This is a genomic window from Streptomyces sp. NPDC056734 (assembly GCF_042790455.1).
Taxonomy (GTDB): Bacteria; Actinomycetota; Actinomycetes; order Streptomycetales; family Streptomycetaceae; genus Streptomyces.
The window spans coordinates 355,217-378,157 of the sequence record NZ_JBHTZD010000003.1 but is presented as its reverse complement, the minus strand read 5'-3'; the positions used below and the strand labels follow the sequence as shown (position 1 = coordinate 378,157).

Below are 22,941 nucleotides of genomic sequence, written 5' to 3'. Positions count from 1 at the left end.
GGTGGTGTCTGATGGCCCGGATCCGCACCATCAAGCCGGAAGCGTTCGAGTCCGAGGATCTGGCGTCGGTGTCGGTGACCGCGATGCTCACCTTCGTCGGGCTGCTGACCCAGGCGGACGACGAGGGACGCCACCGCGATCATCCGGCGATCATCGCCGGACGGCTGTGGGCCCTGCGTCCCGAGCACACGCCCGCGCACGTCGCCCGCGACCTGGACGAGCTGGCGAACGCCGGGCTGCTCTGCCGCTACACCGGGTGCGACGGCCGGACGTATCTCCACATCGTGACCTGGGAACGGCACCAGAAGATCAACCGGCCGTCCGAGTCCCGGCTGCCGCGCTGCGCCGGGCACCACGCGCGCCGCAACTGCGGCCGGTGCACCAGGGGACCGTGCCCCACGGCTTCCACCACCGGGGTCGGCCCGGCTCCTGCGCAGGCACCGCACGCCGGCGCGGCTGCCCCCGCCGCGGACAGCGACCGGCCCGCAGGCCCGGAGGACTCCCCCGGCGGCCGGATTCCGCCTCCCCCGCCGCAATCCGGGGACGGTCTGCCGCAGGACGGAGAAGTCACAGGTCAGGGCAGGTCTCACGGAGACCTCAGTGAGGGTTCACCGCCTGGATCTAGGATCGTGGATCCTGGATCTTTCCTTACGGGGCGTGAGGCGCCCGCACCTGGCCGTGCTCCGGGCGGGGTCTCGGCGAAGGAACTGGTGGCCGAGTACGCGAGCGGCTGCCCGCGCCGTCCGCCGGGTGATGTCCTGGGCCTGCTCGGCCGCAAGGCCAGGGCCCTGCTGGACGAGGGCTTCGAGCCGGTCCACATCCGTGCCGCCATGGAACGGCTGCGGGCCCGGGGGCTGCACCCCAGCGTCCTGCCCAGCCTGGTCAACGAGATCGTCAACACCCCCGCAGCTCCCGCCCCGGCCGGTGCCGGGGTATCGGGCGCCTCCGGCGGGGGCCCATGGGCCGGCGCAGGTGCCTCCTACCAGCCGTACTTCAACACCGCGCAGCCCGCTCCGACGACCTTCGGAGGCAGCCTGTGAGCCCGGCACCCGCCCCACTGTCCGGCCCGCAGCCCGCGGTCGGGGAACGGCTGCGGGCCCGGCTGGAGGCCCGGCTCGCCGAACGGGGCATCGACCCCAGCACCCCGCTCCCGCCCACCGCGCCGGAACCGGTCCCGGCACTGGAAGCCGCGCAGAAGCGGATCCCCTACGACTACCGGGCGGCGGTCGCCTCGCACCCGGACGTCGCCGCCTGGGTGGAGGCCATCGCCGGAGCGTCCACCGCCCCGTACGCGGACAGTCTCCAGCCGCACTACGGCACGGCCGGACGCCGGGTGATCACCCGCGGCCCGTCACTGCTGCTGTGGGGTCCGACCGGGAGCGGGAAGACCCACGAGGCGTTCGGCGCGATCCGGTCGCTGACCGCCGCCGGGTGCGCGGTGCCCTGGACTGCGACCACCGCCGCCGACCTCTACGGCACGCTGCGCTCGCGCACCGGGACCGACCCCGAGGACACGCTGCGCCGGTTCATGCAGGTCCCGGTCCTGCTCCTGGACGACCTCGGCGCCGCCAAATCCAGCGAATGGACCGAGGAGATCACCTTCAGGCTCCTCAACTGGCGAGCGCAGAACCGTTTCCCCACGCTGATCACCAGCAACCTCGCGCCTATCCGCGAACACGGCACGGACTCGCGCCAGCCGGTGCTGCGCGACCGGCTCGGCGACCGGATCCTGTCCCGCCTGTCCGGCATGTGCACCGCCATCGAGATCAACGGCCCCGACCGCCGCTTCCAGCGCCGCTGACCCGTCCCCGCGCGGCATACGCGCCCGCACCCTGTCCTGCCCAGGCCCCCACGCCCTGCCCCTCGCGGCAGGCCCGCCACCGGGCCTGGCGAGGCGTACCCGGAGTCCTCCCGTGCACTACATCACCACCAACACCACCCCCACCCCCGTGCTGCGGGGCATCACCGACCACAGCTGGCACGCCCGCAGCGCCTGCCGCGGCCTGCCCCCCGCCGAGGCCGACCGGCTGTTCTTCCCCACACCCCGCAACCACAAAGCCATCACCCAGGCCAAAGCCCTGTGCGCCGGATGCCCCGTCAAGAAGGACTGCTTCAACTCCGCCCTCGACCACGGCACCAAAGAAGGCATCTGGGGCGGCCTGACCGAAAAGCAACGCAGCCACTGGCACACGAAGATCAGCGAACGCCTCGACTACGACCGCATCCGCGCCGCGTTCCTCGGCCGCGACGTCCACCTCTCCAAGGCCGAACGCGAAGCCCTCACCCGCCACGCCTACGTGCGGGGCTGGAGCGCCCACCGCCTCGCCCACACCCTGCGCCTCGACCTCGACTACGCCCGCGACCTCATGCGCGAAGCCGCGCACGCCGTCACCGACCGCGACCGGTACTGGGACCTGTACGGCACCCCCAACCAGGACCAGCACGACAACGGCACCCCGGCCCAGGACACCGCAGGCGAGGACAGCAAGGGCGACGACGAGTCCGGGGCGGACGCCGAGGGCGACTCAGCCGAGGAGTTCTCCCCGGTCTCCTGCCACATCCACACCCAGGACCTGATCACCGCGCTCGGGAAGGCAGCATGATCACCCGCCCCGCCCCGTCCACCGTGCCACTCACGCCCGTCCGCGACACTCGCACCCTGCCCCTTGTCCCGCCCGGCCTGACCATCACAGCGGCAGGAGGCCGCCGTTGAACCGGCAGCGGGCCGACCGGTACGTCCTCGCGGCGTCGGGGGTGGTGATCACCGCCCTCACCGCAGGAGCGTTCTGGCTGTCCTACGCGCATCTCGCGGAGGTCGCCGGACAGCACGGTCTCGGGCACTCCCCCACCCGGCAGTGGGCCTGGCCCGCCTCCCTGGACGCCGCGATCATCGCCGGCGAACTGCTCATGCTGCGCGCCTCGTTCCGCAAGGAGGTCGACTGGTGGGCCATCTCCCTGACCACCGGAGGCTCCTTCGGGTCGATCGCCCTCAACATCGCCGGGGTCACCAGCACCGGCCAGGACAGCACCGTGCCCCTCCTCAACTACGTGGTCGCCGCCGTCCCGCCCACCGTGGCACTGATCGCCTTCGGTGTCCTGATGCGGCAGATCCACCAGCTCGTCGTCACCCAGCCCAACCACCACACCCCGACTGCAGCAGCAGACGCCGCGCCGGTTGCGACGCCCGTCGCGGTGACCGGAACCCCTGCGCCGGACCAGCGGACCAACCTCACCGAAGGCCCGGACCACACCGCCGGACCGGAAGCCCGGTCCGCAGCCGCGGACCAGACCGGCACCACCACGGCGGACCACCTCCCGGCCCCCGGTCCGCAGCGGACCAGAACCGCGGACCAACCGCCCACGGACCAGGACCAGGCAGGCGCGGACCACACGGCCAACGCCCCGGACCAGTCGCGGACCACCGTCCCGGACCAGAGCGACTCTGCGGACCAACCGCCTGCGGACCACGCGGACATCACCCTGCGGACCAGCATCACCGCAGGTCACACACCGGACCAGACTGCGGACCATCACCGGACCACTCCGCTCACCGCCGACGGTCCGCCCGAAGGTGACAGCGCGGACCGGCCGGTGAACGGCCCCGCCGACCGGCGGACCACCACGAACCACGGTGCGGACCAGACCGCCGAACCGCCGGCGGACCAACCACTCGCGGACCAGGACCAAACCGCCGCGGACCAGACCGCCACCGCAGCGGACCACCACCGCGCGCCGGACCGCACCGCCGTGGTCCAGGACCACCTGCGGACCAGGGGTGCGGACCAGGGCGAGGACGAACTGGTGCCGATGGAACGGCTCGTCGAGATCGCCCGCGATGCCGCCCTGAAAGAGGGGCGCATGACCCGCCGCACGATCCGCCCCTACCTGCGCGCCCAGGACATCCAGATCAGCAACGAACGCTTCGCCGACCTGCAGACCCGCCTCTACCAGGACCCGGCCCTCGCCCACCTGCCCCGCTCCCAGCGAAGGACCCGATAGCCCGTGAAGACCTGCCACCGCTTCACCCGCATCAAGACCGGACACGAGCGCCACATCCAGATCCTGCTCAGCCACGCCGCCCGCCACCCCGACCGCCCGACGGGCAGAGCCAGCGCGAAGCGGGCCGTCGGCGCCAAGTACGCCATGGCCCGCGCCCTGAACCTCCACTTCGACCGCTGCCGGGAATGCGGATGACTCCCCCAGCCACCGGACGACACCAAGCCCGGTCACGCTGCTCCCTTCCCACCGCCCCGGCCCCGGCCGTGTGCCGGGATACCGCCCACGCATCCCCGGAGGTTCCCGTTCCCGCCCGAAACCACCGCACGGCGCCCGCGAGTGCCGCCGAAGCCGGCGCCTGGGCCGAGACCCTGGTCCGCCACGGGCTCCTGCACGCCGCCGTCCTCGTCCCGACCGGGCAGTGGCTCGTCCAGCACACCCCCACCGCACCCGTCCGCGTCCTCGACGCGCCCGAAGATGTGCTGCTCCTCGCCGCCCAGTTCCAGGCGCACGCCCGTACCCGCCGGGGCCGGATCCGATGACGAATCCGCCTGTCCCGGCCACCTCCCACGAGGGTTCGCCGGACACCAATTCCACCCGAGGACAAGCAAGTTGGTGCGAGAGCATTGCTCCCGTCGGGAGCAATGCTCTCGCGTCCCCCGCCCCAGGGGTGGCGGGGGCGGACCGGCACCGGGGGGCGCCGGTCCGAGGGGATGCGGCCGAGGGCGGCCCGCATCCCGAACAGGAGAAGCAGCACGCCTGTCACTCCGAGCAGTGTGCGCACGCCGCCCCGTCCAAAACGCCCGCTGTCCAGCAGCGTGAGCGTCTGCGTGACGAGCACAAACGTGTGCGTCAGCCGAGCTGCCGTATGAACGACGACGAGTACCAGCTCCTCGTCCGCGCTGCCGCGGCCTGCCGTATGAGCGTCGCGTCGTTCCTCGCCCACGCCGCCCTCAGAGCCGCCCGTGATCTCGACCGCACCGCCGCCGAGATCGCCGACGAACGCGCCATGGCACACGAACTGTTCGCGCTGCGCCGACATCTCGGCCAGATCGGCAACAACCTCAACCAGGTCGCCAGGGCCACCAACTCCGGCGCGGACGTTCCGTACACGGGCGCGGTGCTCGACGCGGTGCGGCGGGCGGCCCGGCGGGTGGACGACTTCACCCACCGCTACCTCGCCCAGGACACGGACCGCGGATGATCCCCCGCGTCCACGCGAGGGGCAAGCGCACCATCGGCCTCCTGTACTACCTGTACGGGCCGGGCACGCACGAGGAGCACACCGACCCTCATCTGGTGGCGGCCTGGGACAGCCTCGCCCCCGATCCCGGCCGCGACCCGAAGGCGACGTACGCCGACCTCCAGCGGCTCCTCGACCAGCCCGTCGAAGCCCTCCCCAGAAGTGCCCGGCCCGCCGAGCACGTCTGGCACCTGTCGGTGCGGGCGGCACCGGAGGACCCGGTCCTCACGGACGGGCAGTGGGGCGAGATCGCCGCGCGGATGGTCGCGGCCACCGGTATCGCCCCGTCCGGTGACGACGCCGGATGCCGGTGGGCCGCCGTCCGCCACGCGGACGACCACATCCACATCATCGCCACCGTCGTCCGCGAGGACGGACGCCGGGCGAGGCTGCGCAAGGACGGCAAGCGCGCCCAGGCCGAGGCCCGCAAGATCGAGGCCGACTACGGCCTGCGCCGGCTCAACCCGGGTGACGGGACCGCCGCCCGGCGGCCGACCAGCGCCGAACATCACAAAGCCGCACGCGAGAAGAGGGAGCGCACACCGAGGGAGGAACTGCGCGAGACCGTCCGCCGTGCCATGGCCGGCAGCACGGGCGAGGCGGAGTTCTTCGACCGGCTCGCCGCCTCCGGCCTCCTCGTACGCCGCCGCACCGCCCCCTCCGGCGACCTCCTCGGCTACACCGTCGCCCTGCCCGACGACCGCAACGGCCAAGGAGAACCGGTCTACTACTCGGGCTCCAAACTCGCCCCCGACCTCAGCCTGCCCCGGCTGCGCAAACGCTGGTCCACCCCGGCCGACACCACCACGGAGACCGGTGAGGAACAGCCACTCGGCGGTGCCCTGCCGATGTCCGGCGCTCCTGCGGTGGCGCGTCGGCGTGCGGCTTCAGCGGTGTGGCAGGCGGTACTGGTCATCGACCAGGGCGAGGATACGGCGGTGGCGGCGCAGGTCGCCGCCACCGGGGAGGTCCTCGACGCGCTCGCCAAGACCAGCGCCGCCCACACGCGCCGACAACTGCGGGAGGCGGCCTTCCTGTTCGAGCGGGCCACCCGCTCCCACGTCCGGGCCGCCCAGGGCCACGACCGGGCTCTGCGGCAGGCCGCCCGGGACCTCGTCCGCGGTGGCCCGGCGCTGGGCCGGGGTGAGGACGGGGCGACCGCGGCCATGCTGATCGACATGACGTTCTTCCTGGTCACCGCAGCCGCGCACTGGCACGCCCGCAAGGACCACGCGCAGCAGGCCGCAGCCGCCCGCGAGGCCGCCGGGCATCTGCGGGCCGCCTACCAGGAGGCGGCCGGGTATCCGCTGGGCGTCCTCCACGCCCGGGGCCGCCACCTGCCCCTGCCGATCCAGCGCCGACAGGTGGCGCTCGTGCGGGCCGCGGTACCGGAACTGGCCGAACGGGTCCTCGCCGAGGCGGGCTGGCCCGCACTGGCCGCGACCCTCGCCGACGCCCAGGCCGCCGGCCACGACCCCGCCACCCTGCTCGCCCACGCCGCGGCCCGACGGGAGCTGGACACGGCCGACTCGGTCACCGACGTCCTCGTGTGGCGGCTGCGCCGGACGGCCGGCCTGCCCGCCGACGCCACCGCCCAGCCACCGGCAGGTACCCCGGCCACACCCACAGCACGGCAGCCCGCCCGCGCAGTCGGCAACCGCCCTGACCAGCGGGGCAAGGCCAGATGAGTACACGGATTTCAGAGTTGAAACTCGGCGCGTGTGTGGGGCACGCTCTGTGATCCCGCAGAGGAAGACGAGGGAAGGGGAACGGATGTTCAGGCGAAAGCGCGAAGAGCGGAAGTGGCGGGAACAGGACCAGGCCATCCGGGAGAGGTGGGAATACTTCCACGGCTTGCCGGACCCCCTGGAAGCATGCGAGCCGGAACCGCCGGTCCCGGCCACCGAGCCGTCCGCCGCAGAGCCGGTCCCGGTGGTGGACGACTTCCTCCCGCCGGACCTCATCGCCCCTTCCCAGCGGACGGCCGGGATGATGATGCCCTGGCCCGGCCCCCTCGTCGCGGACGGTGAAGTCCTCACCTGCCGGCAGTGCGGCACCTACCGCGACTGGATCGTCCTCAGCCAGCACGGCACCGTGTGGGTCCGCTGCCGCGCCGGACACGAAACCCACGAAACCCGGCTGGACGCCGCCTGGTTCAACCGGCACAGCGGCCCCATGCAGCACCACCACGCCAGTTACGAGGACGGAATCCGCTTCCTCGGCCACTGACATCCCCACCCACCGGCCCGACACCCCCGGACCTGCACCGCACCATCGAGCCCGACCGACACCAACACCAGGGAGACTCTTGCCCCGTCGCTCCGCCCCCACCGCCCTCGCCGTGACCGCCCTCGCCGTCCTCGCCCTGTCCTTCTTCGCCGCCGACGCGCTGTCCCCCGCCGGGACCGGTCCCCTCCCCGCCACCGCGACACCGCACACCAGCACGGTCGGTACACCACCTGCCTCGGTGCTTTCCTCGGAGCAACTGCGCGACCGGCTTCTCGGTGAGAGCGACCTCGGCCGGGGCTACACCCTGAAGCCGGAGCAGGCAGCAGCCGAGCGGGACGATGTGACGGTGATCGGGTGTCCCGCGCTCGAACACCTCGGCGGCCAGGCCGGGGCCGGCGGCCCGCTCGCCTTCCCGAACCGGGCGACAGCCGCCTTCACTCATACCGGGGACAGCGGCGGGGAACTGTCCGTGGAGCTGTACAGCGACACCCCGGCCCGGCTGGCGGAAGGAACCGGGCAGATCTTCGCCGCCATGGCCTCCTGCCCCCTCTACCAGGTCGTCATCGGCAGCACACCCGTCAAGGTCACCACACACAAGCTCCCCGCCACGGCCCTCGGCGACGAACAGTGGTCCCACCTGCTGACCTTCACCGCCGCAGGACGCGACACCCTCCTCAAGCAGACCGCCATCCGCGCCGGGACGGTCCTCGTCGTCGTCTCCGGCTCCCCGGGACTCGTCGACACCCACATCGAGAAGGCACTCGCCAAAGCGGCCACCTCGAACTGAGCACAGACATGGGTCGGCCCCCGCAGATCTCAAGTCTTCTGCGGGGGCCGACCCATGTCCGCCTCCTGACGGAGGCCCCAGAGGTGGGGCGAGCCCGGCGGGCCGCTACGGGCCCGCCGGGCGAACGGCGGTATCAGGGCTTCAGCCCGCCCGGCGGCGGGCCCTCCTCTTGCGGGGCGGACGCCGGATGGTGACCAGCCGATTGCGCTGTATGCGAAGGTCTGTGACCCGGTCCTCGGCGGGAAGGTGGACGAGGAGGTCGGTGTGACTCTCCCCTGCCCGGTCCGTGACGGCGACGACGTGATGGATCTCGGGGCAGCCGGAAAGGGTGTAGACGTCGCCGGGTTTCAGCCGGCTGGCCCGGTCGCCGAAAGGACTGAGGCTGTCGGCCGGCAAGCGGCGTGCCTCGTCCCGCATCAGCGGCAGGGTGTGTCCTTGGCGGACCCGCTGGGCCTCTTTCCAGTGCCGTCGGCACGGGGCGCATTCGTTCGGGGCGCCGGGGTTCGGTCCGGACAGGCGGCGTTCGCAGAAGCCCTTGCCGGTGGTGCTGTTGCGCCGGTGCCCGACCAGCAGGTTGTCCCGCCCACTGGGCGCCCACAGGAGGGTGTCGTCGCCGTGACACGGCTCGGTGGCGGGAAGCAGCAGTCCGCCCGCATGCTGCCGCAGGCGGTCCAGTGCGTCGCCGAGCCGGGCGCAGGACGAGCACAGACGCCCTGTCGGGGCCGGGCGGTTGGGGTCGAGGGGTTTGCCGCAGTAGCCGAGGAGGTGTCCGGGCACCGGCCGGTGGGCGGCCCCGCCGGACCCGGACCCGGTGCCGTTCGATGGCCGGACCTCCGGCTCCCCGACGGCATCCGGCTGCGTCATCAGGACCAGCAGCGCCCGGGTGCAGCCGGAGCACAGCGTGTGGGCGGTGTTCTCCCCGACCGGCAGCAGATCGGGCGAGGAGGCCGAACATGCCGTGATCGCCCGGGCATTGGCGAGGACGCCGTGGTGGGCGGTGCCGTTGACCGGGCTGGTGGACAGGCGAATCAGCGGCAGGGGCAAGCGGACCTCCTCAAGGTCGGGAACAAGGAGCAGGGCAGGACGACGCCGCCCCGGTGGCACGCGGCGGCGACAGGCCATCGAGTCGCTAGGGCTGGTCAGGCGGGCGGGATGACGGTGAGACGGTGGCGGGAGATAGGGGGCAGGGTGCGGCGCGGTACAGGCACCGGCGAGGCCAGGGAGGACACGAAGGCCGCGACGAGGTCGTGGGGGACGCTGGCGCTGAAGGTCGCGCACCACAGCAGGCCCGCCCCCGGGGACGGGTCCGCCCACGCCTGCCAGCCCGACAGGCCGGGGCGCGGGTCAGCATCGAACACATGCTCCGGGACGCTCTCCAGAGAGACGCAGGCGGCGAGGTCCGGGGCAGTGGCGGTGGTGTCGGGATGGTCGATGTCGAGCAGCCAGCCCTGGGCGAGCAGCGCGTCGAGGACCGCCTGGGGTCCGGCGTATCCGGTGGCGGGTTCGGTACGGGCGTCCAGGGCGAGGAGGAAATCGGCGAGGGCCTCGTGCGGGACGCCTTCGGTGAGATAGGCGTTCCACTCCCGAAGGGCGCTCGCCGTATCGGCGCGGGCCGTGACCTGCCACGCGACGGGCAGGCCGCCCAGTTCGAACGGGTGGGCGGCGCGGACCCATTCGGCTCCGCACAGCTCGTCGGGGCTCATATACAGCAGGGTGCTGCGGCTGGTGGGCCACATCCTCCACCCGGCACAGGCGAGGGTCGTGCCGATCTGCTCGGCGAGGATGCCGTCGTCCCCGGCCAGGTGCCGCGGGGTGACCCAGGAAATCGCCGGGCCCGAGGGACCGTGGCGGGAGGGATCGGGGAAGTGGTACGGGTGCAGGGGCGCCTCCGGCGTGCTCGTCGGGGAAGTTACTGCCCGGGGCCGGGCCGGGCGGACCTGCGCCGTGGGCGCGCGGGGGCGACGGTCGGCTCCTGCCAGGCGAGCCGGACCGCGACCTCCGGGGGGAGATGCCCGAGCTGCTCGCCGGAGTCGGCGAGGAACACCACCGGCCGGCCCTTCTCGTCACGCGACTCGACGACACCGGCGATCGTGTGGGCCATGGGAAAGAAGGGATTCACCGCGAGCCGGGCCGGCGCGGTGCGGTCAAGCGTGGACAGATGGTCGATCAGGTCGCCGACCGTCATCTCGGGGACGTCCGGGTTCTGCGGGTTCACCGAGGTCCTCCTCCTTGTGAACAGGGGTGAAATGCGAAGCTGGCTACGCGCCGGGATGAAGCGGGCTCAGACAGTCTCACCGGCCGGGGCGGCTTCGGAGCAGGCACTCAGCGCGGACGGGAGGTGGCCAGGATCACGGCCACGGAGGCTGCGACGATCTGCGCCGGCGTCTGGGTGTCGAAGGACACGTCGTAGCCGGGGACTCCGGCGGTGCCGGTGACGGCTATTTTCCATCCCTCGCCGTCGGTGCCGGGGCGGCCGTCCGGGAACCAGCCCAGGTAGAAGCTCCCGTCACGGGAGTTGATATGTACGTCGGCACGGTCGTCGACGACGACCTTGAAGTCGGTTTCGGAGAAAAGGTCGATCACGGACATCGGTTGGCCCGGGCCGAGCTGCCAGGTACGCAGCCGCAGGGCCTCAACGGTCGTGGAGAATCCCGGCTGGGTGATGTCAGCGGTCAAGACAAACCCTTCTGACCTGTGGGTTTCCGAGGAAGTCGTCTACCTTGACATGCTCCTGAGGTTTCTTCCAGTCTTTCCGGGACCTTTCTTGTCTGCCCCAAGCGAACTGCCTTCCCCTTCGTGGGCAAATCTCATGCCTCATGGCCACTCGGCGGCCGGTGGGCCACTGATCTGAGCCCAACCGGTCCGCCCTTCGGCGTGATCCTCTGCATGCAACGATGTCGGAATGGACCAAGGCGTAGCCGCCGTACTCGCGGCGCTGATCGCGGTGGCAGGCGTGGTGCTTGGCCTATTCGGCGCCCGCTGGCAAGCGCGCAGTACGCAAGAGCAGGCGACTGCAGCCATCGAAGCAATCAGGGCGCAAGGCCGAGACCAGAACGCACAGTGGCGTCGGACCGTGCGGCGCGACGTGTGGGTCGAATATCTCGGCGCCGTGGATGAGTTCAGGCTTTCTGCCGGAGTCGTGGCAGAGCACCTCGCCGATGAAAATCTGCCAGAGGCCGAGCTGGCTCTCGAAGCGACCTATCCGCGCTCCGTGGGCGCGTCAGACGTGTATCGCAAGATCGAGCTTGAAGGGCCCGAGCATATCGTCTCCAAGGGCTGTGCCCTACAGGGCGCTATATTCAACACGATCTTGGAGTTGGAACAGGCACTCACTGCTTCGCGATCAATGGGAGTACTCGAAGAAGCCGGCGCGCATGAGCTTCGTGAGGTTCTCTCTGATCAGGAACGGCCGATCGAGGCGATTCTCCGTTCCCTACGCGAGCTGCGGGCAAAGGACTCCCACGATCCAGGCCGCACGGAGTACGGGCAGCAGCTCGGCCGTCAGATCATCACCTTGGGCCTACTATCCGCCTTTGATATCGGAGCTCTCCTGTTCACCTTTGGTCAACAGCTGTCGCTGAGCGAGGCCCTGAAGTGCTTCCCGCACGGCCGGTGGCTCCATTTCCACGAAGTGCGTACAGACTTCGTTCAAGCGGCTCGCTCACATCTCGATGGCAGCCCTTGAGCCTGCCCCGGCGCGGGGAGTGTCAACGCTCGGGCCGGGCGCCGGGCCGCGGATTCGGACGCGTTCGTGAGACTGATTGGCTTGTCACCGCGGGTGACTCGGAACGAAGCCACCGGGTCACAATGTCGCTGCGGTACACGAGTCGCGAGACCCTGCACATCCAATCGAGGCGCTTGGCACCGAACTCAGACGTCTTCGCCTTCGCGCCACCCGGACGGTACCCGATGGCCGGTGTCTCACAGCCACCACCACCTGCTGCACCATCAACCCGGCCAGGCGCTCAGTGAGACGGGCAACGCCCACCAGCAGTGGGACGGCGACTTCAAGGGACAGTCCACCAGCCGGGAACCCATCGAGGATCTCGCCTGCGGCCGGACACGACGAAACCCCTGCCACCTTCCGGTAGCAGGGGTTGTCAGGATGCCGGCATGCGAAGACGACCGCGGCGAGGTTGATCACAGGGGCGCCCTCGGCCGCCAGCGCGCCCCGTTGTCGTCAGCGGGACACACGGCTCTCGTACGCCCTCCGCCTCACCACGTTCGACGACCTCTCAACTTCCGTGGCTGTGTGCCCGTGGCCGCGCCGGTTCGGCCTGCCCGGCGGTCAGGGGTATGACCGCGATCGGGCTCCAGGTGATGTGTCGCCGGTCGTGGCGCTGGGCAACGAGGGACAGATGGGTAGCAGGCAGAGTGCACGGGTCTCCCGCGTGATCGGACAGCCACGCCTTCATCGCACGACGGTCGGCCCGCGCGGGCCCGCCGATGCCATAGGCCAGAGATACATGGGGGTAATAGTTCTCGGCGGGTATGCGCGCGAAGCGTCTGCCGGTGGTGTCGGCGTCGATCCGGGTGATCAGCTCCCACAGGCGCCGAGCGGAAATGCCGGGCCGCGCAAGGCATTCGACCGCGACCGTTCCGGCCGTGGGCCGGTCATAGGTCAGGTCAAAGGATGTGATCGCCGCCGACGCCTCGGACACCCGCTCGATGATCGTGGTGATCTCCTCATCGGTGTACAGGTCAGCAGGACCGCCGTGCATGACCGTGGTGTGGACCCAGCGGGCAGGAACCGGCGCGAGTCCCGGGCGGTCGGTCAGCTCACGGTACGGCCGGACCATCCGCTCTTCCACCGCAGCGGTGTCGTGCAGGATGTGCCAGTGCAGGTCATCCCGGCCGGCGGGCCACGGGTGGCGCCGACTCTCCACCCTGACGAAGAAGTCCTCCACGCCCGTCACAGCCCATCTCCCCCCATCCCTCGGACGCGGGATGCGTGCCCGCGGCAGGTGGGCGGTATGGCCGCGTCGAGGTCGTACGGCCGGCCGGTGTAGTGGAGTGCGCGCAGACCGAGGGCGCGTGCGGCGTGGCAGTTGTCGTCCCGGTCGTCGACGAACAGGACCCGGCGCGGGTCCGGATCACCGAGGGCGGCGAAAGCGTGGCGGTAGGCGGCGGGGTCGGGTTTGCACACCTGGAGGCGGGCAGAGTAGAGGGCGTGGGTCAGCAGACGACGCCAGGGCTGGGTGTCGAGGACGTCGCTGAGGTGTGCGGGTGCGTTCGACAGCAGGGCCATGCGCAGCCCGTCCCGGTGGGCGCGGCCCAGGATGGCGGTGACGTGGTCGTCGGTGGTGGTCCACATGGCGGTGTCGGCGGCGAGCAGGTCGCGCAGCAGCCGTGGGCCGGGGTGGTGGCTGAGGACCTGCGTCCAGTACGCGAGATTGCTGAGCCGACCCTCGTCGTAGGGTTCGCGGGCGTTCCAGAACGCCTGCTGGAAGCCGTGGAGATCGTCCTCGGGCCAGGACGCGGTGCGGGCGAGGCGGAGCCACTGGGCGAGGGTGGGCTGCCGTCCGATGACGCCGTTGTAGTCCAGAATGACGGCATCCGGGCGGGTGTTCGTGGGGGTGGGGGTGGAGGTCAAGGGTTGGTGTTCTCCAGGGCGCGGTGGGCGAAAGTAGCGACGGCCGCGGCGAGCAGGGCGGGTAGCAGTAGCGCGGTGGTCAAGGTGGTAAGGGTGGCGAGGGCTCCGATGAAGGCGGGGCCCGCCATGAGGCCGAGGTAGCCGGTGACGGAGACGGTGGCCATGGCCTGCGCACCGCCGTGTCCGGCGGCGGTGATCAGGGAAGGGACAGTGGTGGCCAGGCCGAGGCCGAAGAGGGTCCACCCGGTCAGGGCGACCGGGATGCTCTGTGTGAGGGTGCCCGCAGTCAGTCCCGTCGCGGCGAGCGCTGCTCCGGCCCGGACCAGGGCGGGGGCGCCGAAGGCGGTGGTGAGCCGGTCTCCGGCAAGGCGTCCCAGGGCCATGGCCCCGCTGTAGAGGGCGAATGCCATGGCACTGACCGCGGTGGTCGCGTCGAGGTGGTGCAGGTGGACGGCGGCCCAGTCGGCAGCGGCCCCCTCACCAAGGAGCGTGGCGGCGGCCAGCGCGCCCAGCAGCCACATCCTTCCCTGCGGCAGAGCAGCAGCACGCCTGAGGTGGTCGCCGCTGCCGGGCGCGGTCGCCTGGTCGGTGCCGGTCAGGGCCCGTGTGCGTCGTACGGCCGTTCCCGCGCATCCGGCCAGGACCATGCCCGTGGCGAGGAACAACCGGTCGTGCGGAATGTGGGCGGTGACGGCGGCCAGGGTCGCGCCGCCGAGGGCTCCGATGGAGTAGGCGGCGTGCAGGGAGGCCATGATGGGCCGGCCGGTGGCATTCTGGCAGCGCACCGCTGCCGTGTTGACGGCGATGTCCAGGACACCGTGGGCGAGGCCGAAGACGACTGCTGTCACGAGGAGTTCGGGCAGGGTGCGGCACTGTCCCAGGGCGGCGAGGGTCGCGGCCAGGCCGATGCCGCCGAGGGTGAGGAGGGCGGGGAGTCGTTCGGGCCGTGCGAGCCGGCCGCCCGCCCGCAGTCCGGTGACCATGCCGAAGGCGGCTGCCAGCAGGACGAGGGACAGATCTCCGGTGCTGAGACCGGCGGCGTCCTGAACCGCGGGCATGCGGGCGCCCCAGAGGGCCATCACCACGCCGAGGCCGAGGAAGTAGCCGGTCAGCAGAGTGCGGCTGCGCCGCGCGGCGCCGGACACCAGGACAGGTTCCCTCATGCCGCGCGACCGCCCGCCACGGGCTCGTCCGCCGTGCCGGGCGTGACGTCGATGTTGAGGCCCCGGACAGACTCGGAGGCGCGGGCATGGGCGATGCGGGCGGTGGGGCCGGTGGTGATCACGTAGCCGATGCGGGCGGTGTACAGGTCGCCGCCGTCGGCGGGCAGCACCAGCTGGTCGCCGGGGCGGTGCTGGAAGTGGATGCGGTCCACCCATTGCGGGCGGGGCCCGTCGGGTCCGGCGTGGTGCAGGGTGCCGCTGGTGGGCGGGTGGATGAGGTGGATCGCGGCGGCCGAGGAGCGGGTCGGGGTGAGGTCGGGTGTGCGGTCGCAGGCGATGTCGGCCGCTGCCCTGGGCAGGTCGATGCCGGTGGCGAGGCGGACCAGGTGGCCGATCATGTCGCCGGCGAGGCGGGCGTTGACCTCGATCAGCCGGGTTCGGCCGTCGACCAGGCGCATCTCGACGTGGCTGACGCTGTCGGTGATGCCCAGGGCACGGATCGCGGCCCGTGCCGCCGGGGCGACCACAGCGAGCAGCGGGTCGGCCGCGTCGACGCAGTGGGCCACTTCCTGGAAGTACGGCGGGTCGCCGACGGTCTTGCGGGTGACGGCGACGGCGGTGGTCGTGCCGCGGTGGGTGACGCACTCGACGGACACCTCGGGCCCGTCGAGGTACTCCTCGACCAGCACGGCGCTCGCGTCCCCGCCCTGCCCGGTCGCCTCGGCCGCGAACCGGTGGGCGCCCGCGAGCTGTTCGGGTGTGTCGGCGCGGATCACGCCGAGGCTCCCGGCGCGCTCGGCGGGCTTGACCACGACCGGATAGCCGATCTGGCCGGCCGCCACCACGGCTTCCTGGAGGCTGCGTACGCCCACGGCGGCGGCCGAGGGCACGCCGTGACGGGCGTACAGGGTCCGTGCCGTGGCCTTGTTGCGGCAGCCCCGCAAGGCTTCGGGGCTGGTGGTGGGCAGGCCGAGGCGGCGGGCGAGGCGGGCGACCGGGACGAGGTACCACTCGGTCCAGGTGAACACCCCGGCCGGCCGGTGGCGTTCGGCGAGCAGCACACCCGCCGCGTTCAGCGCCGCCTGATCGGCCAGGTCGGGGACGACCACGCAGTCCCGGATGTGGGGGACCTCCCACGAGGGCTCTTCGGTGGTGATCAGGGCGATGTCGTAGGCGGCGGCCACGGACTCGAGGCAGTAGCCGCGGTAGCCCTCGGCCTCCGTATCGGCAGCGACGACCAGGACGACGGGACGAGAGGACAAAACAGGCGCTCCAAGGAGGACGAACGGGGGAGGTCGGGGCGGGTTCTGGTGCCGGGTCAGACGGCGGGTGCCGGGCGCAGGGCGGGAGCGGTCCGCAGGCGGGCGAACGCGGCGGCCAGGCCGAGGGCCTGGAGGACGGCGCAGGCGGTGATCGCATGGCCGAGCCGGCCGGCCGGCAGGGCTGCGACGAGCAGCCCGGCGAGGGGGAAGGGGATCAGCAGCAGGAGGATGGTCAGGCTGAGGGTGCCGGCGAAGGCGTCGGCCGGGATGAGGTGGGAGCGCAGTGTGCGCAGCACCACGGTGAGGCCGCCCTCGCCGGCCATCAGGACGGCGATCAGTGCGAGGTACCCGTGGTAGGTGCTGGTCTGGGACACGGCGAGGGTTGCTGCGGTGGCGATGGTCGCGGCGGTGGCGCCGACGGGCCACAGCCCCCACCGGTCGATCGCCCGGCGCGCGAGAGTGATCGCGAGCAGGGAGGTGAGGGCGGCGGCGGACCAGACGAGGCCCGCGTCGGCGCTGGAGCGGCCCAGTTCGGTGACGACGATGACCGGCATGGCCGCCTGGAGCAGGGCGACGGAAAGGTTGGAGACGACCAGCCCTCCGACCAGCCAGGCCAGTGCGGGAAGTGAGCACAGTGTGCGCCACCCTTCCCGTACCCCGCCCCGGGCCTTGTCGTTGGCCTTGGCCGGTTGCCGGGCTGCGGCCGGAGGGCGCGGGACGAGAACGGCGGCGGTCAGGGAGAACGCGGAGAGGACGGTGAGCATGGCGACGGGTCCGCCGGACTCCAGCAGCAGACCGCAGACCAGGGGGCCGGCCAGCATGGCGCTCTGGTCGATACCCAGCAGGACCGACTGCACCCGGTGCGCCCGTGCTCCGGCCCACCGGCTAGCCGCTGCGCCCGCGGTCTCCGCCGCGATGTAGCTGCACTCGGTGAGGAACCCGGCCACCGGCGCGAGCGCCATCACCGTCACCACCGCCAGCACCCCGGTGTCCGGAACGGACAGCAGCAGCACGGCGGTCAGCACGGCCAGTGCCCGGACGGCGCACGCGATGCGGAAGACGCGGGCGATGCCGTGGCGGTGGACGAGGGAGCCGGCCACGGGGAACGCCGCGAGGCGCGGCAGCCATTCCAGCGCGAACGCGAGCCCGGCCAGGGTGACCGACCGGGTGGTCGCGACGACGAGGAGGGGGATGCCGTAGGTGGTCATCGCGAACGCGGCGCCGTCGGCGGCGCGGGGCAGGTAGACGCCTCGCAGCAGGGAGGGGCGCAGGGCGTGCCGGCCCTGGGCCGCCCTCACCCGGACTGCTCGGGTTCAGCGTCACTGCCGGACGAGGGGTTGGCATACCCGGTGTCGGGGAACGTGGCGTCGGGCCCGTCGGCATCGCCCATCGTGCGGGTGGCGAAGCCTGTGGCCGCTGTGCGCGGTGAAGGTGTGGCCGGTCCGGCGGGTCGGGCGGGCGGGAGCCCTGGATCTGCTGGGGTGGTCGCATGCGTGCGGTGGCGGGGTCTGGCGTGGACCTCGTCCGGTTCGGTCATGGGTATGTCCAGGGCGGGGAAGGGCGGCTGTGCCCCTCATGGGCGGAGGGTCAGATGGCCCAGCCGGGCGGTTGCGGCGTCCAGACGAGGTGTGGCGGGACGCCGGGGCGAGTCGTGTGCGTGAAGGGGATGCTTCTCGCGCAGATGGGCCGGGAGGGGTCAGCGGGTACGGTGTGTGGCCGGAGCTGCCGGGGACGGTGGAGGAAGCGCGGAGGGTGCGGGGGCGGTGCGGACCGGCTGTCCGCTCCGGTTGAAGTGCTCCCGCACGTGGAAGGGCAGGTCCCCGCTCCGGCGGGTCAGCGGCTGAGGATCCACCAGTGCGCTGGTCAGCGCCGTGACCACCTCGATGGGGACGCGCCGCGTGAAGGTGGCACGCCAGAGGGCTTCCTGGCCGGGGATGCGGACGGTCAGGGACCAGAGGGCGTCGTCTGAGCGGCCTCCCCGCTTGTACTGGTGGCGGAGGGAGGCGAGCAGGTCAGGACTGTTGAAGAACTGGTGGCCGTCGGGGTTGATCTCCTGGCTCCATCCTGCGGTCAGCAGCGGCAGATACCCGGTCACCGGCGATGTGCCGTCCGCGACGGCACGGATGTCATCGCTATGGAGGGCGTCCAGGTAGAGGGAGAGGACCTCGGCGTTGACGTCGTGAAGGATTTCGGTGGGGACGGCTCCGCCGAGGTGGACGCTCCACAGGGGAGGATCGAAGGGATAGTCGTGGAGGTCGAGCCGCCAGCTCCCGCCCCCGCGGCCGTAGAAGTCGGAGAACTCCGGCCGGTATCCGGCCCGCAGGTTCAGGTCCGGGCTTGCCGCGACGGCATCACCCTCGGTGTCCTGGTGCAGCCGCCAGCCGGACTCGAAAGGAAAGGGCCAGGCCGCCCGCACATCAGTGCCGGCGGGGCCCGCGAGGTACCGGGGCGCGATCCGCACTTCCGTGTCGAGGACGGTTTCATCCGGTGTCACAGGGAGTCAGGACCCTTCTTGTGCTGGGCAGCCCGCGTGCCGCCAGCCGGGTGTGGGGACTGCGCGGGTGCCGGATCTGGTGTGTCGGAGGGGGTTATCGAGGTGTGCGGGCGGCTGCCCGGGGTCGGGACGGGGCGGACGCCGGTGTGGTGGAGCGTCGGAGCGTGGGGCTGATGGGCTGCGGGGTGGGGATTCCCCAGAGGCGGGCGTAGCGGTGGACGGCGTCGGCGAGCGTGGTGAAGTCCCCGCCTGCCCATGGCCGGTGCTCCGTGTCGCGGGAGTAGTCGCGGATCGTCGCGTAGCCGCTGAAGCCGGGCCGGGTCCCGGTGCGCTGGTCGCGTGCGCTGAACGTGCCGTGGTCGGCAAAGGACAGCGTCACGACGTCGCGCTTCCCCCGCTCGGGGTGGATGAGCGACAGCCGCAGGCCGCCGTAGACGTCCGCCTGGATCGTTTCGTAGAACTCGATCCGGAGCCGGAGTCCTCGGTCGGGGGCTTCGGCGTAGAACGCGTTGCCGACCACCGTTCCGTCGAACCGGTGAGGAAGGACTTCGCTGAAGAACTGCGCGGCGTGCAGGGGCACTATGAACTCCAGGGCGTGGTGATGCAAGGTCAGCGTCGGGCTGCGGGGCGGGAGAAGCTCGGAAGGCGGGCGGAGGGGGTGCTGGTGCTCCAACGGGGCACGGCGACCGTCCGCAGGGCCGGTGAGGGCCGGTGGGCACGGGCCAGGTCCAGGGGTGTGGGGGCCGGGGGGCGAACCCGGGTGATCGTCGCGTGCCGAAGGGTGTTCCTGGAGAGTGCGCCGGTCCAGCGCACGACGGGGGCGGGGTCGGCGAGGGCCGCGGCGGTCGCGGCGATGAGCCGGGTGGGAGTGTGGGAGGAGAAGACGGCGTACCAGCGCCCGTACGATGCCCCGCCCCACATGCCCCAACGGGTGTAGTTGGTCACCAGCTCGCGGTCGTGGTCGAGGGTGCGGCGGTCGTACCAGGCTCCGGCCAGTCCGTCGGGCGAGCGGACCTCCAGGAGCCGGTCCTGTTCGTCCACCGTCCACCCGGCGTCCAGGAGAGGCATGAGGGCAGGACTGGCATCGCGGCGGTATCCGATGCCGCTCTGCAGGAACGCGTTCCCGTCCGTCTCGTGGAGGGGGACGAGTTCGGTGATGAAGGCGCTCACGAACTCTTCGGGACAGGTGTCGCTGAAGGCGGCGGCCCACCGTGGTGCGGCGAACGCGCGCTCGTAGGCGGCGATCTTCCAGAGGGCGTCGTCGTCGCCCTCGGGCAGGAACCCGATCCGGATTCGGTGGTCGGGGGCCGAGATGTAGGCGTTGCCCAGGTCGTCGCCGCTCGTTTCCCAGCCCGCGTCCAGGGCGGGCTGAAGACCCGGGTCCCCCATGCCGGTCGCTCCGGCGAGATGCCGCGGGCTGACGTACACGTCACCCTCGTAGTGGTCGGGCAGGGCCGCGGCCCCGGGGGGTGAGGTCACGTCGCCTCGCTTTCGGGGGCCTCGGACGGGTCCGGGCTCGTGCTGATCCACTGGAGCAGGGTGACGAGGAGGTCCGCTGGTGGCTGGGGTGCCGTGTCGTCGCCGCGCAGGGCGCGGGCGGCGTGGTGGAAGACGGTCTGGACGCGGGTGGTGAACAGGCAGTGGCGGGTGGGCTGGTCGTGGGCCCGGGCCCAGCATGCGGCTGCCTCGTACAGGTCGGCCAGGGCGGTGCCGCGGTCGGTCAGCAGGTAGGCGGGCTGTCCAGTGTGGTGGCCGGTGTCGATGAGACCGAGGGCGCGTGCGGTGTCGCGGACATGGCGGAGTTCGTGCCGGGGCAGGTCCGGGAAGGTGCGGGCGAGTGCGTGCGGGACGGGGCCGTGGTCGTCGATCTCGGTGACCAGCCGGATCAGGGCCGGCTGCGCGAGGGTCTCGGTGATCCGCGCGGCCTCGCCGCGGCCGGCTGTACTGGTGGTGGTCATCGCTGCGGGCCTCCCGCCGTAGTGCCGAGTGCGGGGGCTGGCGTGGGGGGTTGGTGGGAGAAGAGGTCACCCGGCCGCCATATGGCGGTGGTCAGGGCTGGGGTCGGGAGCCGGGTCTGGGTGCTGGCCCACGTCCCTGGCTGCCGTGACGGGGCGAGGGGCTGTCCCCACAGCGGGTGGGCGGCGGCTTCGGCGAGGGGGCGTCCGGCAGCCCACACGGAGACGGCCGCGTAGACGGGGGCCAGGGCGAGTGCCGAGGCCGTGAGCCGGTAGGAGCCGGTGTCGCCGGCGGCGACGAGGCCGTCGTCGACGAGCTGCCGCAGGCGGGGGTAGGCGGCGCTGAGCCCGTAGCCGGGCATCGCCTCCGCCGCCACGGCCTTGGCGGTGGCGGCGGTGCGGGCCTTCAGCGTCCACAGGATCGGTGTCGCGTGCCGGGGAGCGATCAGGACGAGCGTGTCCTCGATGTCCCGCGCCGGATCAGCTGCCGCCGGCTGGCGCGGGCCTGGCGCGGTGTCGTCCTTCTCCAGGTGGGTGTCCGCCCAGGTGGTGATCACCTTCACCACCTGGATCAGGTCGGTGCCCCGCCCGGTCAGGCCGTAGGTGACGTGACGGGCACCGTGCTGGGTGCGTTCCAGCAGACCCGTGGCGGTCATGTGGCTGAGCTTGGGGTGGAGCTGGCCGTCGGCCAGCCACGGCATCTGCTGCTTGATCTCGGTGTAGCGCAGGGGCCGGTCGGCGAGGACGAGCAGAAGCCGGACGGTCCAGCGGGGGGTGAGCATGGACAGCGACTCGGTGACGCGAGCCAGATCGGTACGGGCCAAGGCGATGTGCTCCAGGAACGAAGGAACGACGAAGACAGAGGAGGGGCGGGTGGGTCAGCGCGTGGGCGCGGCGGGCACACGCGGCGGTTCCGGTATCGGGTCGGGTGCCGGTGCGGGCGGGGGTGCTTCAGGCTCGGGGATGCGCTGGAGGCCGCCGAGGACCGCGGTCAGGGTCTGCGCGAGGGCGTCGCGGCCCGCGACCGCCTCGGCGAGACGTCGGGCGCAGTCCAGGACGTGCCCGGCGTCCACCCGGCCGATCGTGCGCTCGGGGTCGGCGAGTTGGCGCAGCCGGTCACGCTCGAAGCCGATCCGCCGCTCCGTGAACTGGAGGTCGGACAGGCCGTCGAGGAGCGCGGACAGCATGCCGGGCGGGGTGGCTGCGGCGTGGGCCCGCAGTTCGGCGAGCGGCCGGCCGTACAGGTCCTCGATGCGGGTGCCGATGGCCGAGGCGGTCTGGTCGGGCAAGCGGCGCCCGCCTCACGGCCGGCCGGCCGCGGCCCCGCCCGGGACGGGCGGCGGGGCTGCGGGCGGCAGGACTGTCGTGATCCGGGGCTGATGGAACTGGACCTTCTCGGCCGTTGCTTCGGATGGGGGCATCGAGCGCAGCAGGCTGTCCAGCGCGGTGCGGTAGCCGGCGCGGGCCTCGAGGGCGGCCTTGAGCCATTCGGCGTCGAAGCGCAGAGCATCCGCGGACAGGTCGTCCTGGTCGCGGTCGGGTGCTGTCGCGGCGTGGGCACGGTCCCGCACCCGGGCCACCTGCTCCTCCGTCACAGCGAGGAACGACCGCAGCTCCAGGGCCCGCACCAGGGCGGCGGATGCGCCGGGGCTGGCGGCGGTGGCGTGGAGCTGGTGGAGCGGGGCACCGAACGCCTCGGCGATGACGGGGTCCTGGCTGCTGGGGCGGGAGGGCACGCTCACCGGGTCACCCCCCGGCCTGCCGCTGCCGAGGGCGGGGTGGGCAGGCCCACGACAGGGTGTGGCGCGGCAGGGCTCCCCCGATGGCGGGCCTGCGCAGCGGCGGGCCGGGCTGCGGGACCGGGCGCGCCGGGGACGTCGGGGGCGAGGAGCCGGGTGAGGACAAACGCACGGCCGTCACGGATCCGAAGCGCCTCGTCGACCCCGTGGGCCAGACTCAGCACCCGGTCCCCCACCGGGCCCTCGGGCACCGGAGTGAGGGCAGTGACGAGCGCGTCCTCCGCCCGCTCCAACGCGCTCTGGGCGGTGGCCAGGAGGCCGTGCCAGCGCACGACCTCCACCGCCTGCGTACTGGCGTGCGGGGCGGCGGCGACCGCACGGCGCAGCGCAGACAGGCTCATGCCGAAACGCTCTTCGGTCAGCTCGGTGAGGACGCGTATCACGTCATCGGCATCGTCGGGCACGACAACTCCCTCTCCT

28 protein-coding genes are annotated in these 22,941 nt (G+C 72.2%); 11 read left to right on the top strand and 17 right to left on the bottom strand.

The window, feature by feature from the left end; translation table 11 throughout:
• Positions 1 to 11 precede the first annotated feature (11 nt).
• The 10 genes from ACFRFC_RS05995 to ACFRFC_RS05950 all read left to right on the top strand — a co-directional run bounded on the left by ACFRFC_RS05995 (position 12) and on the right by ACFRFC_RS05950 (position 8,255).
• A complete protein-coding gene (locus tag ACFRFC_RS05995; RefSeq protein WP_382692033.1) occupies positions 12 to 1,040 on the top strand; it encodes a hypothetical protein in 1,029 nt (342 codons plus the stop codon).
• Entirely contained in the window at positions 1,037 to 1,801 is a 765-nt protein-coding gene (locus tag ACFRFC_RS05990; protein ID WP_382692034.1) for an ATP-binding protein, read from the top strand. The genes ACFRFC_RS05995 and ACFRFC_RS05990 overlap by 4 nt, the downstream gene beginning before the upstream one ends.
• A gap of 112 nt (positions 1,802 to 1,913) precedes the next feature.
• Entirely contained in the window at positions 1,914 to 2,603 is a 690-nt protein-coding gene (locus ACFRFC_RS05985) for a WhiB family transcriptional regulator (RefSeq protein ID WP_382692035.1), read from the top strand.
• A gap of 106 nt (positions 2,604 to 2,709) precedes the next feature.
• Positions 2,710 to 3,999 carry a DUF2637 domain-containing protein gene (locus ACFRFC_RS05980; RefSeq protein WP_382692036.1) on the top strand — a complete coding sequence of 430 codons (1,290 nt, stop codon included), beginning with the start codon at positions 2,710 to 2,712 and terminating at the stop codon, positions 3,997 to 3,999.
• Between the two features lie 3 nt (positions 4,000 to 4,002).
• Entirely contained in the window at positions 4,003 to 4,194 is a 192-nt protein-coding gene (locus ACFRFC_RS05975; RefSeq protein ID WP_382692037.1) for a hypothetical protein, read from the top strand.
• Positions 4,195 to 4,262: 68 nt separating this feature from the next.
• On the top strand, positions 4,263 to 4,538 hold the full coding sequence (locus ACFRFC_RS05970) for a hypothetical protein (protein ID WP_382692038.1): 276 nt from the start codon (positions 4,263 to 4,265) through the stop codon (positions 4,536 to 4,538).
• Between the two features lie 305 nt (positions 4,539 to 4,843).
• Positions 4,844 to 5,200: a plasmid mobilization protein gene (locus tag ACFRFC_RS05965; protein WP_382692039.1), complete on the top strand. Its 357-nt coding sequence runs from the start codon at positions 4,844 to 4,846 to the stop codon at positions 5,198 to 5,200.
• Positions 5,197 to 6,927: a relaxase/mobilization nuclease domain-containing protein gene (locus ACFRFC_RS05960; protein ID WP_382692040.1), complete on the top strand. Its 1,731-nt coding sequence runs from the start codon at positions 5,197 to 5,199 to the stop codon at positions 6,925 to 6,927. The genes ACFRFC_RS05965 and ACFRFC_RS05960 overlap by 4 nt, the downstream gene beginning before the upstream one ends.
• An 85-nt stretch (positions 6,928 to 7,012) precedes the next feature.
• Entirely contained in the window at positions 7,013 to 7,468 is a 456-nt protein-coding gene (locus ACFRFC_RS05955) for a hypothetical protein (protein WP_382692041.1), read from the top strand.
• Between the two features lie 79 nt (positions 7,469 to 7,547).
• On the top strand, positions 7,548 to 8,255 hold the full coding sequence (locus ACFRFC_RS05950) for a hypothetical protein (protein ID WP_382692042.1): 708 nt from the start codon (positions 7,548 to 7,550) through the stop codon (positions 8,253 to 8,255).
• A 141-nt stretch (positions 8,256 to 8,396) separates the two neighbouring features.
• On the opposite strand, the gene ACFRFC_RS05945 is transcribed toward ACFRFC_RS05950, so the two are convergent.
• The 4 genes from ACFRFC_RS05945 to ACFRFC_RS05930 all read right to left on the bottom strand — a co-directional run bounded on the left by ACFRFC_RS05945 (position 8,397) and on the right by ACFRFC_RS05930 (position 10,931).
• On the bottom strand, positions 8,397 to 9,299 hold the full coding sequence (locus ACFRFC_RS05945) for a hypothetical protein (RefSeq protein ID WP_382682900.1): 903 nt from the start codon (positions 9,297 to 9,299) through the stop codon (positions 8,397 to 8,399).
• A gap of 95 nt (positions 9,300 to 9,394) precedes the next feature.
• Positions 9,395 to 10,135, bottom strand: a complete 741-nt coding sequence (locus tag ACFRFC_RS05940; protein ID WP_382683713.1) for a DUF317 domain-containing protein — start codon at positions 10,133 to 10,135, stop codon at positions 9,395 to 9,397.
• Between the two features lie 29 nt (positions 10,136 to 10,164).
• Positions 10,165 to 10,440, bottom strand: coding sequence for a hypothetical protein (locus tag ACFRFC_RS05935; protein ID WP_382683716.1), 276 nt, complete (start codon positions 10,438 to 10,440; stop codon positions 10,165 to 10,167).
• 137 nt (positions 10,441 to 10,577) lie between these two features.
• Complete coding sequence (locus ACFRFC_RS05930; RefSeq protein ID WP_382682902.1) at positions 10,578 to 10,931, bottom strand: DUF317 domain-containing protein; 354 nt, start codon at positions 10,929 to 10,931, stop codon at positions 10,578 to 10,580.
• 226 nt (positions 10,932 to 11,157) lie between these two features.
• On the opposite strand from ACFRFC_RS05930, the gene ACFRFC_RS05925 reads away from it, so the two are divergent.
• Complete coding sequence (locus ACFRFC_RS05925; protein ID WP_382682905.1) at positions 11,158 to 11,940, top strand: hypothetical protein; 783 nt, start codon at positions 11,158 to 11,160, stop codon at positions 11,938 to 11,940.
• Between the two features lie 550 nt (positions 11,941 to 12,490).
• Here ACFRFC_RS05925 and ACFRFC_RS05920 read toward each other — a convergent pair.
• The 13 genes from ACFRFC_RS05920 to ACFRFC_RS05860 form a co-directional block, all read right to left on the bottom strand.
• Positions 12,491 to 13,171: a 2'-5' RNA ligase family protein gene (locus ACFRFC_RS05920; RefSeq protein ID WP_382682907.1), complete on the bottom strand. Its 681-nt coding sequence runs from the start codon at positions 13,169 to 13,171 to the stop codon at positions 12,491 to 12,493.
• Positions 13,168 to 13,848 (bottom strand): HAD-IA family hydrolase, encoded by a 681-nt coding sequence (locus ACFRFC_RS05915; protein WP_382682910.1) that lies wholly within the window; start codon positions 13,846 to 13,848, stop codon positions 13,168 to 13,170. The genes ACFRFC_RS05920 and ACFRFC_RS05915 overlap by 4 nt, the downstream gene beginning before the upstream one ends.
• Positions 13,845 to 15,011, bottom strand: coding sequence for an MFS transporter (locus tag ACFRFC_RS05910; protein WP_382682913.1), 1,167 nt, complete (start codon positions 15,009 to 15,011; stop codon positions 13,845 to 13,847). Before ACFRFC_RS05910 ends, ACFRFC_RS05915 begins: the two co-directional genes overlap by 4 nt.
• On the bottom strand, positions 15,008 to 16,273 hold the full coding sequence (locus ACFRFC_RS05905) for an ATP-grasp domain-containing protein (RefSeq protein WP_382682915.1): 1,266 nt from the start codon (positions 16,271 to 16,273) through the stop codon (positions 15,008 to 15,010). The genes ACFRFC_RS05910 and ACFRFC_RS05905 overlap by 4 nt, the downstream gene beginning before the upstream one ends.
• Positions 16,274 to 16,329: 56 nt before the next feature.
• Positions 16,330 to 17,571 (bottom strand): MFS transporter, encoded by a 1,242-nt coding sequence (locus ACFRFC_RS05900; protein ID WP_382682918.1) that lies wholly within the window; start codon positions 17,569 to 17,571, stop codon positions 16,330 to 16,332.
• A 398-nt stretch (positions 17,572 to 17,969) separates the two neighbouring features.
• Positions 17,970 to 18,767 (bottom strand): DUF317 domain-containing protein, encoded by a 798-nt coding sequence (locus ACFRFC_RS05895; protein ID WP_382682920.1) that lies wholly within the window; start codon positions 18,765 to 18,767, stop codon positions 17,970 to 17,972.
• Between the two features lie 94 nt (positions 18,768 to 18,861).
• Positions 18,862 to 19,374, bottom strand: a complete 513-nt coding sequence (locus tag ACFRFC_RS05890; protein ID WP_383112586.1) for a hypothetical protein — start codon at positions 19,372 to 19,374, stop codon at positions 18,862 to 18,864.
• Positions 19,375 to 19,376: 2 nt separating this feature from the next.
• Positions 19,377 to 20,246, bottom strand: coding sequence for a DUF317 domain-containing protein (locus ACFRFC_RS05885; RefSeq protein WP_382682925.1), 870 nt, complete (start codon positions 20,244 to 20,246; stop codon positions 19,377 to 19,379).
• On the bottom strand, positions 20,243 to 20,725 hold the full coding sequence (locus ACFRFC_RS05880; RefSeq protein WP_382682927.1) for a regulator: 483 nt from the start codon (positions 20,723 to 20,725) through the stop codon (positions 20,243 to 20,245). Before ACFRFC_RS05880 ends, ACFRFC_RS05885 begins: the two co-directional genes overlap by 4 nt.
• Entirely contained in the window at positions 20,722 to 21,546 is an 825-nt protein-coding gene (locus ACFRFC_RS05875; protein WP_382682929.1) for a winged helix-turn-helix transcriptional regulator, read from the bottom strand. Before ACFRFC_RS05875 ends, ACFRFC_RS05880 begins: the two co-directional genes overlap by 4 nt.
• Before the next feature lie 54 nt (positions 21,547 to 21,600).
• On the bottom strand, positions 21,601 to 22,011 hold the full coding sequence (locus tag ACFRFC_RS05870) for a hypothetical protein (protein WP_382682932.1): 411 nt from the start codon (positions 22,009 to 22,011) through the stop codon (positions 21,601 to 21,603).
• Positions 22,012 to 22,023: 12 nt separating this feature from the next.
• Positions 22,024 to 22,464 (bottom strand): hypothetical protein, encoded by a 441-nt coding sequence (locus ACFRFC_RS05865; RefSeq protein WP_382682934.1) that lies wholly within the window; start codon positions 22,462 to 22,464, stop codon positions 22,024 to 22,026.
• Positions 22,461 to 22,925, bottom strand: coding sequence for a hypothetical protein (locus ACFRFC_RS05860; protein ID WP_382682937.1), 465 nt, complete (start codon positions 22,923 to 22,925; stop codon positions 22,461 to 22,463). The genes ACFRFC_RS05865 and ACFRFC_RS05860 overlap by 4 nt, the downstream gene beginning before the upstream one ends.
• Positions 22,926 to 22,941: the final 16 nt, after the last annotated feature.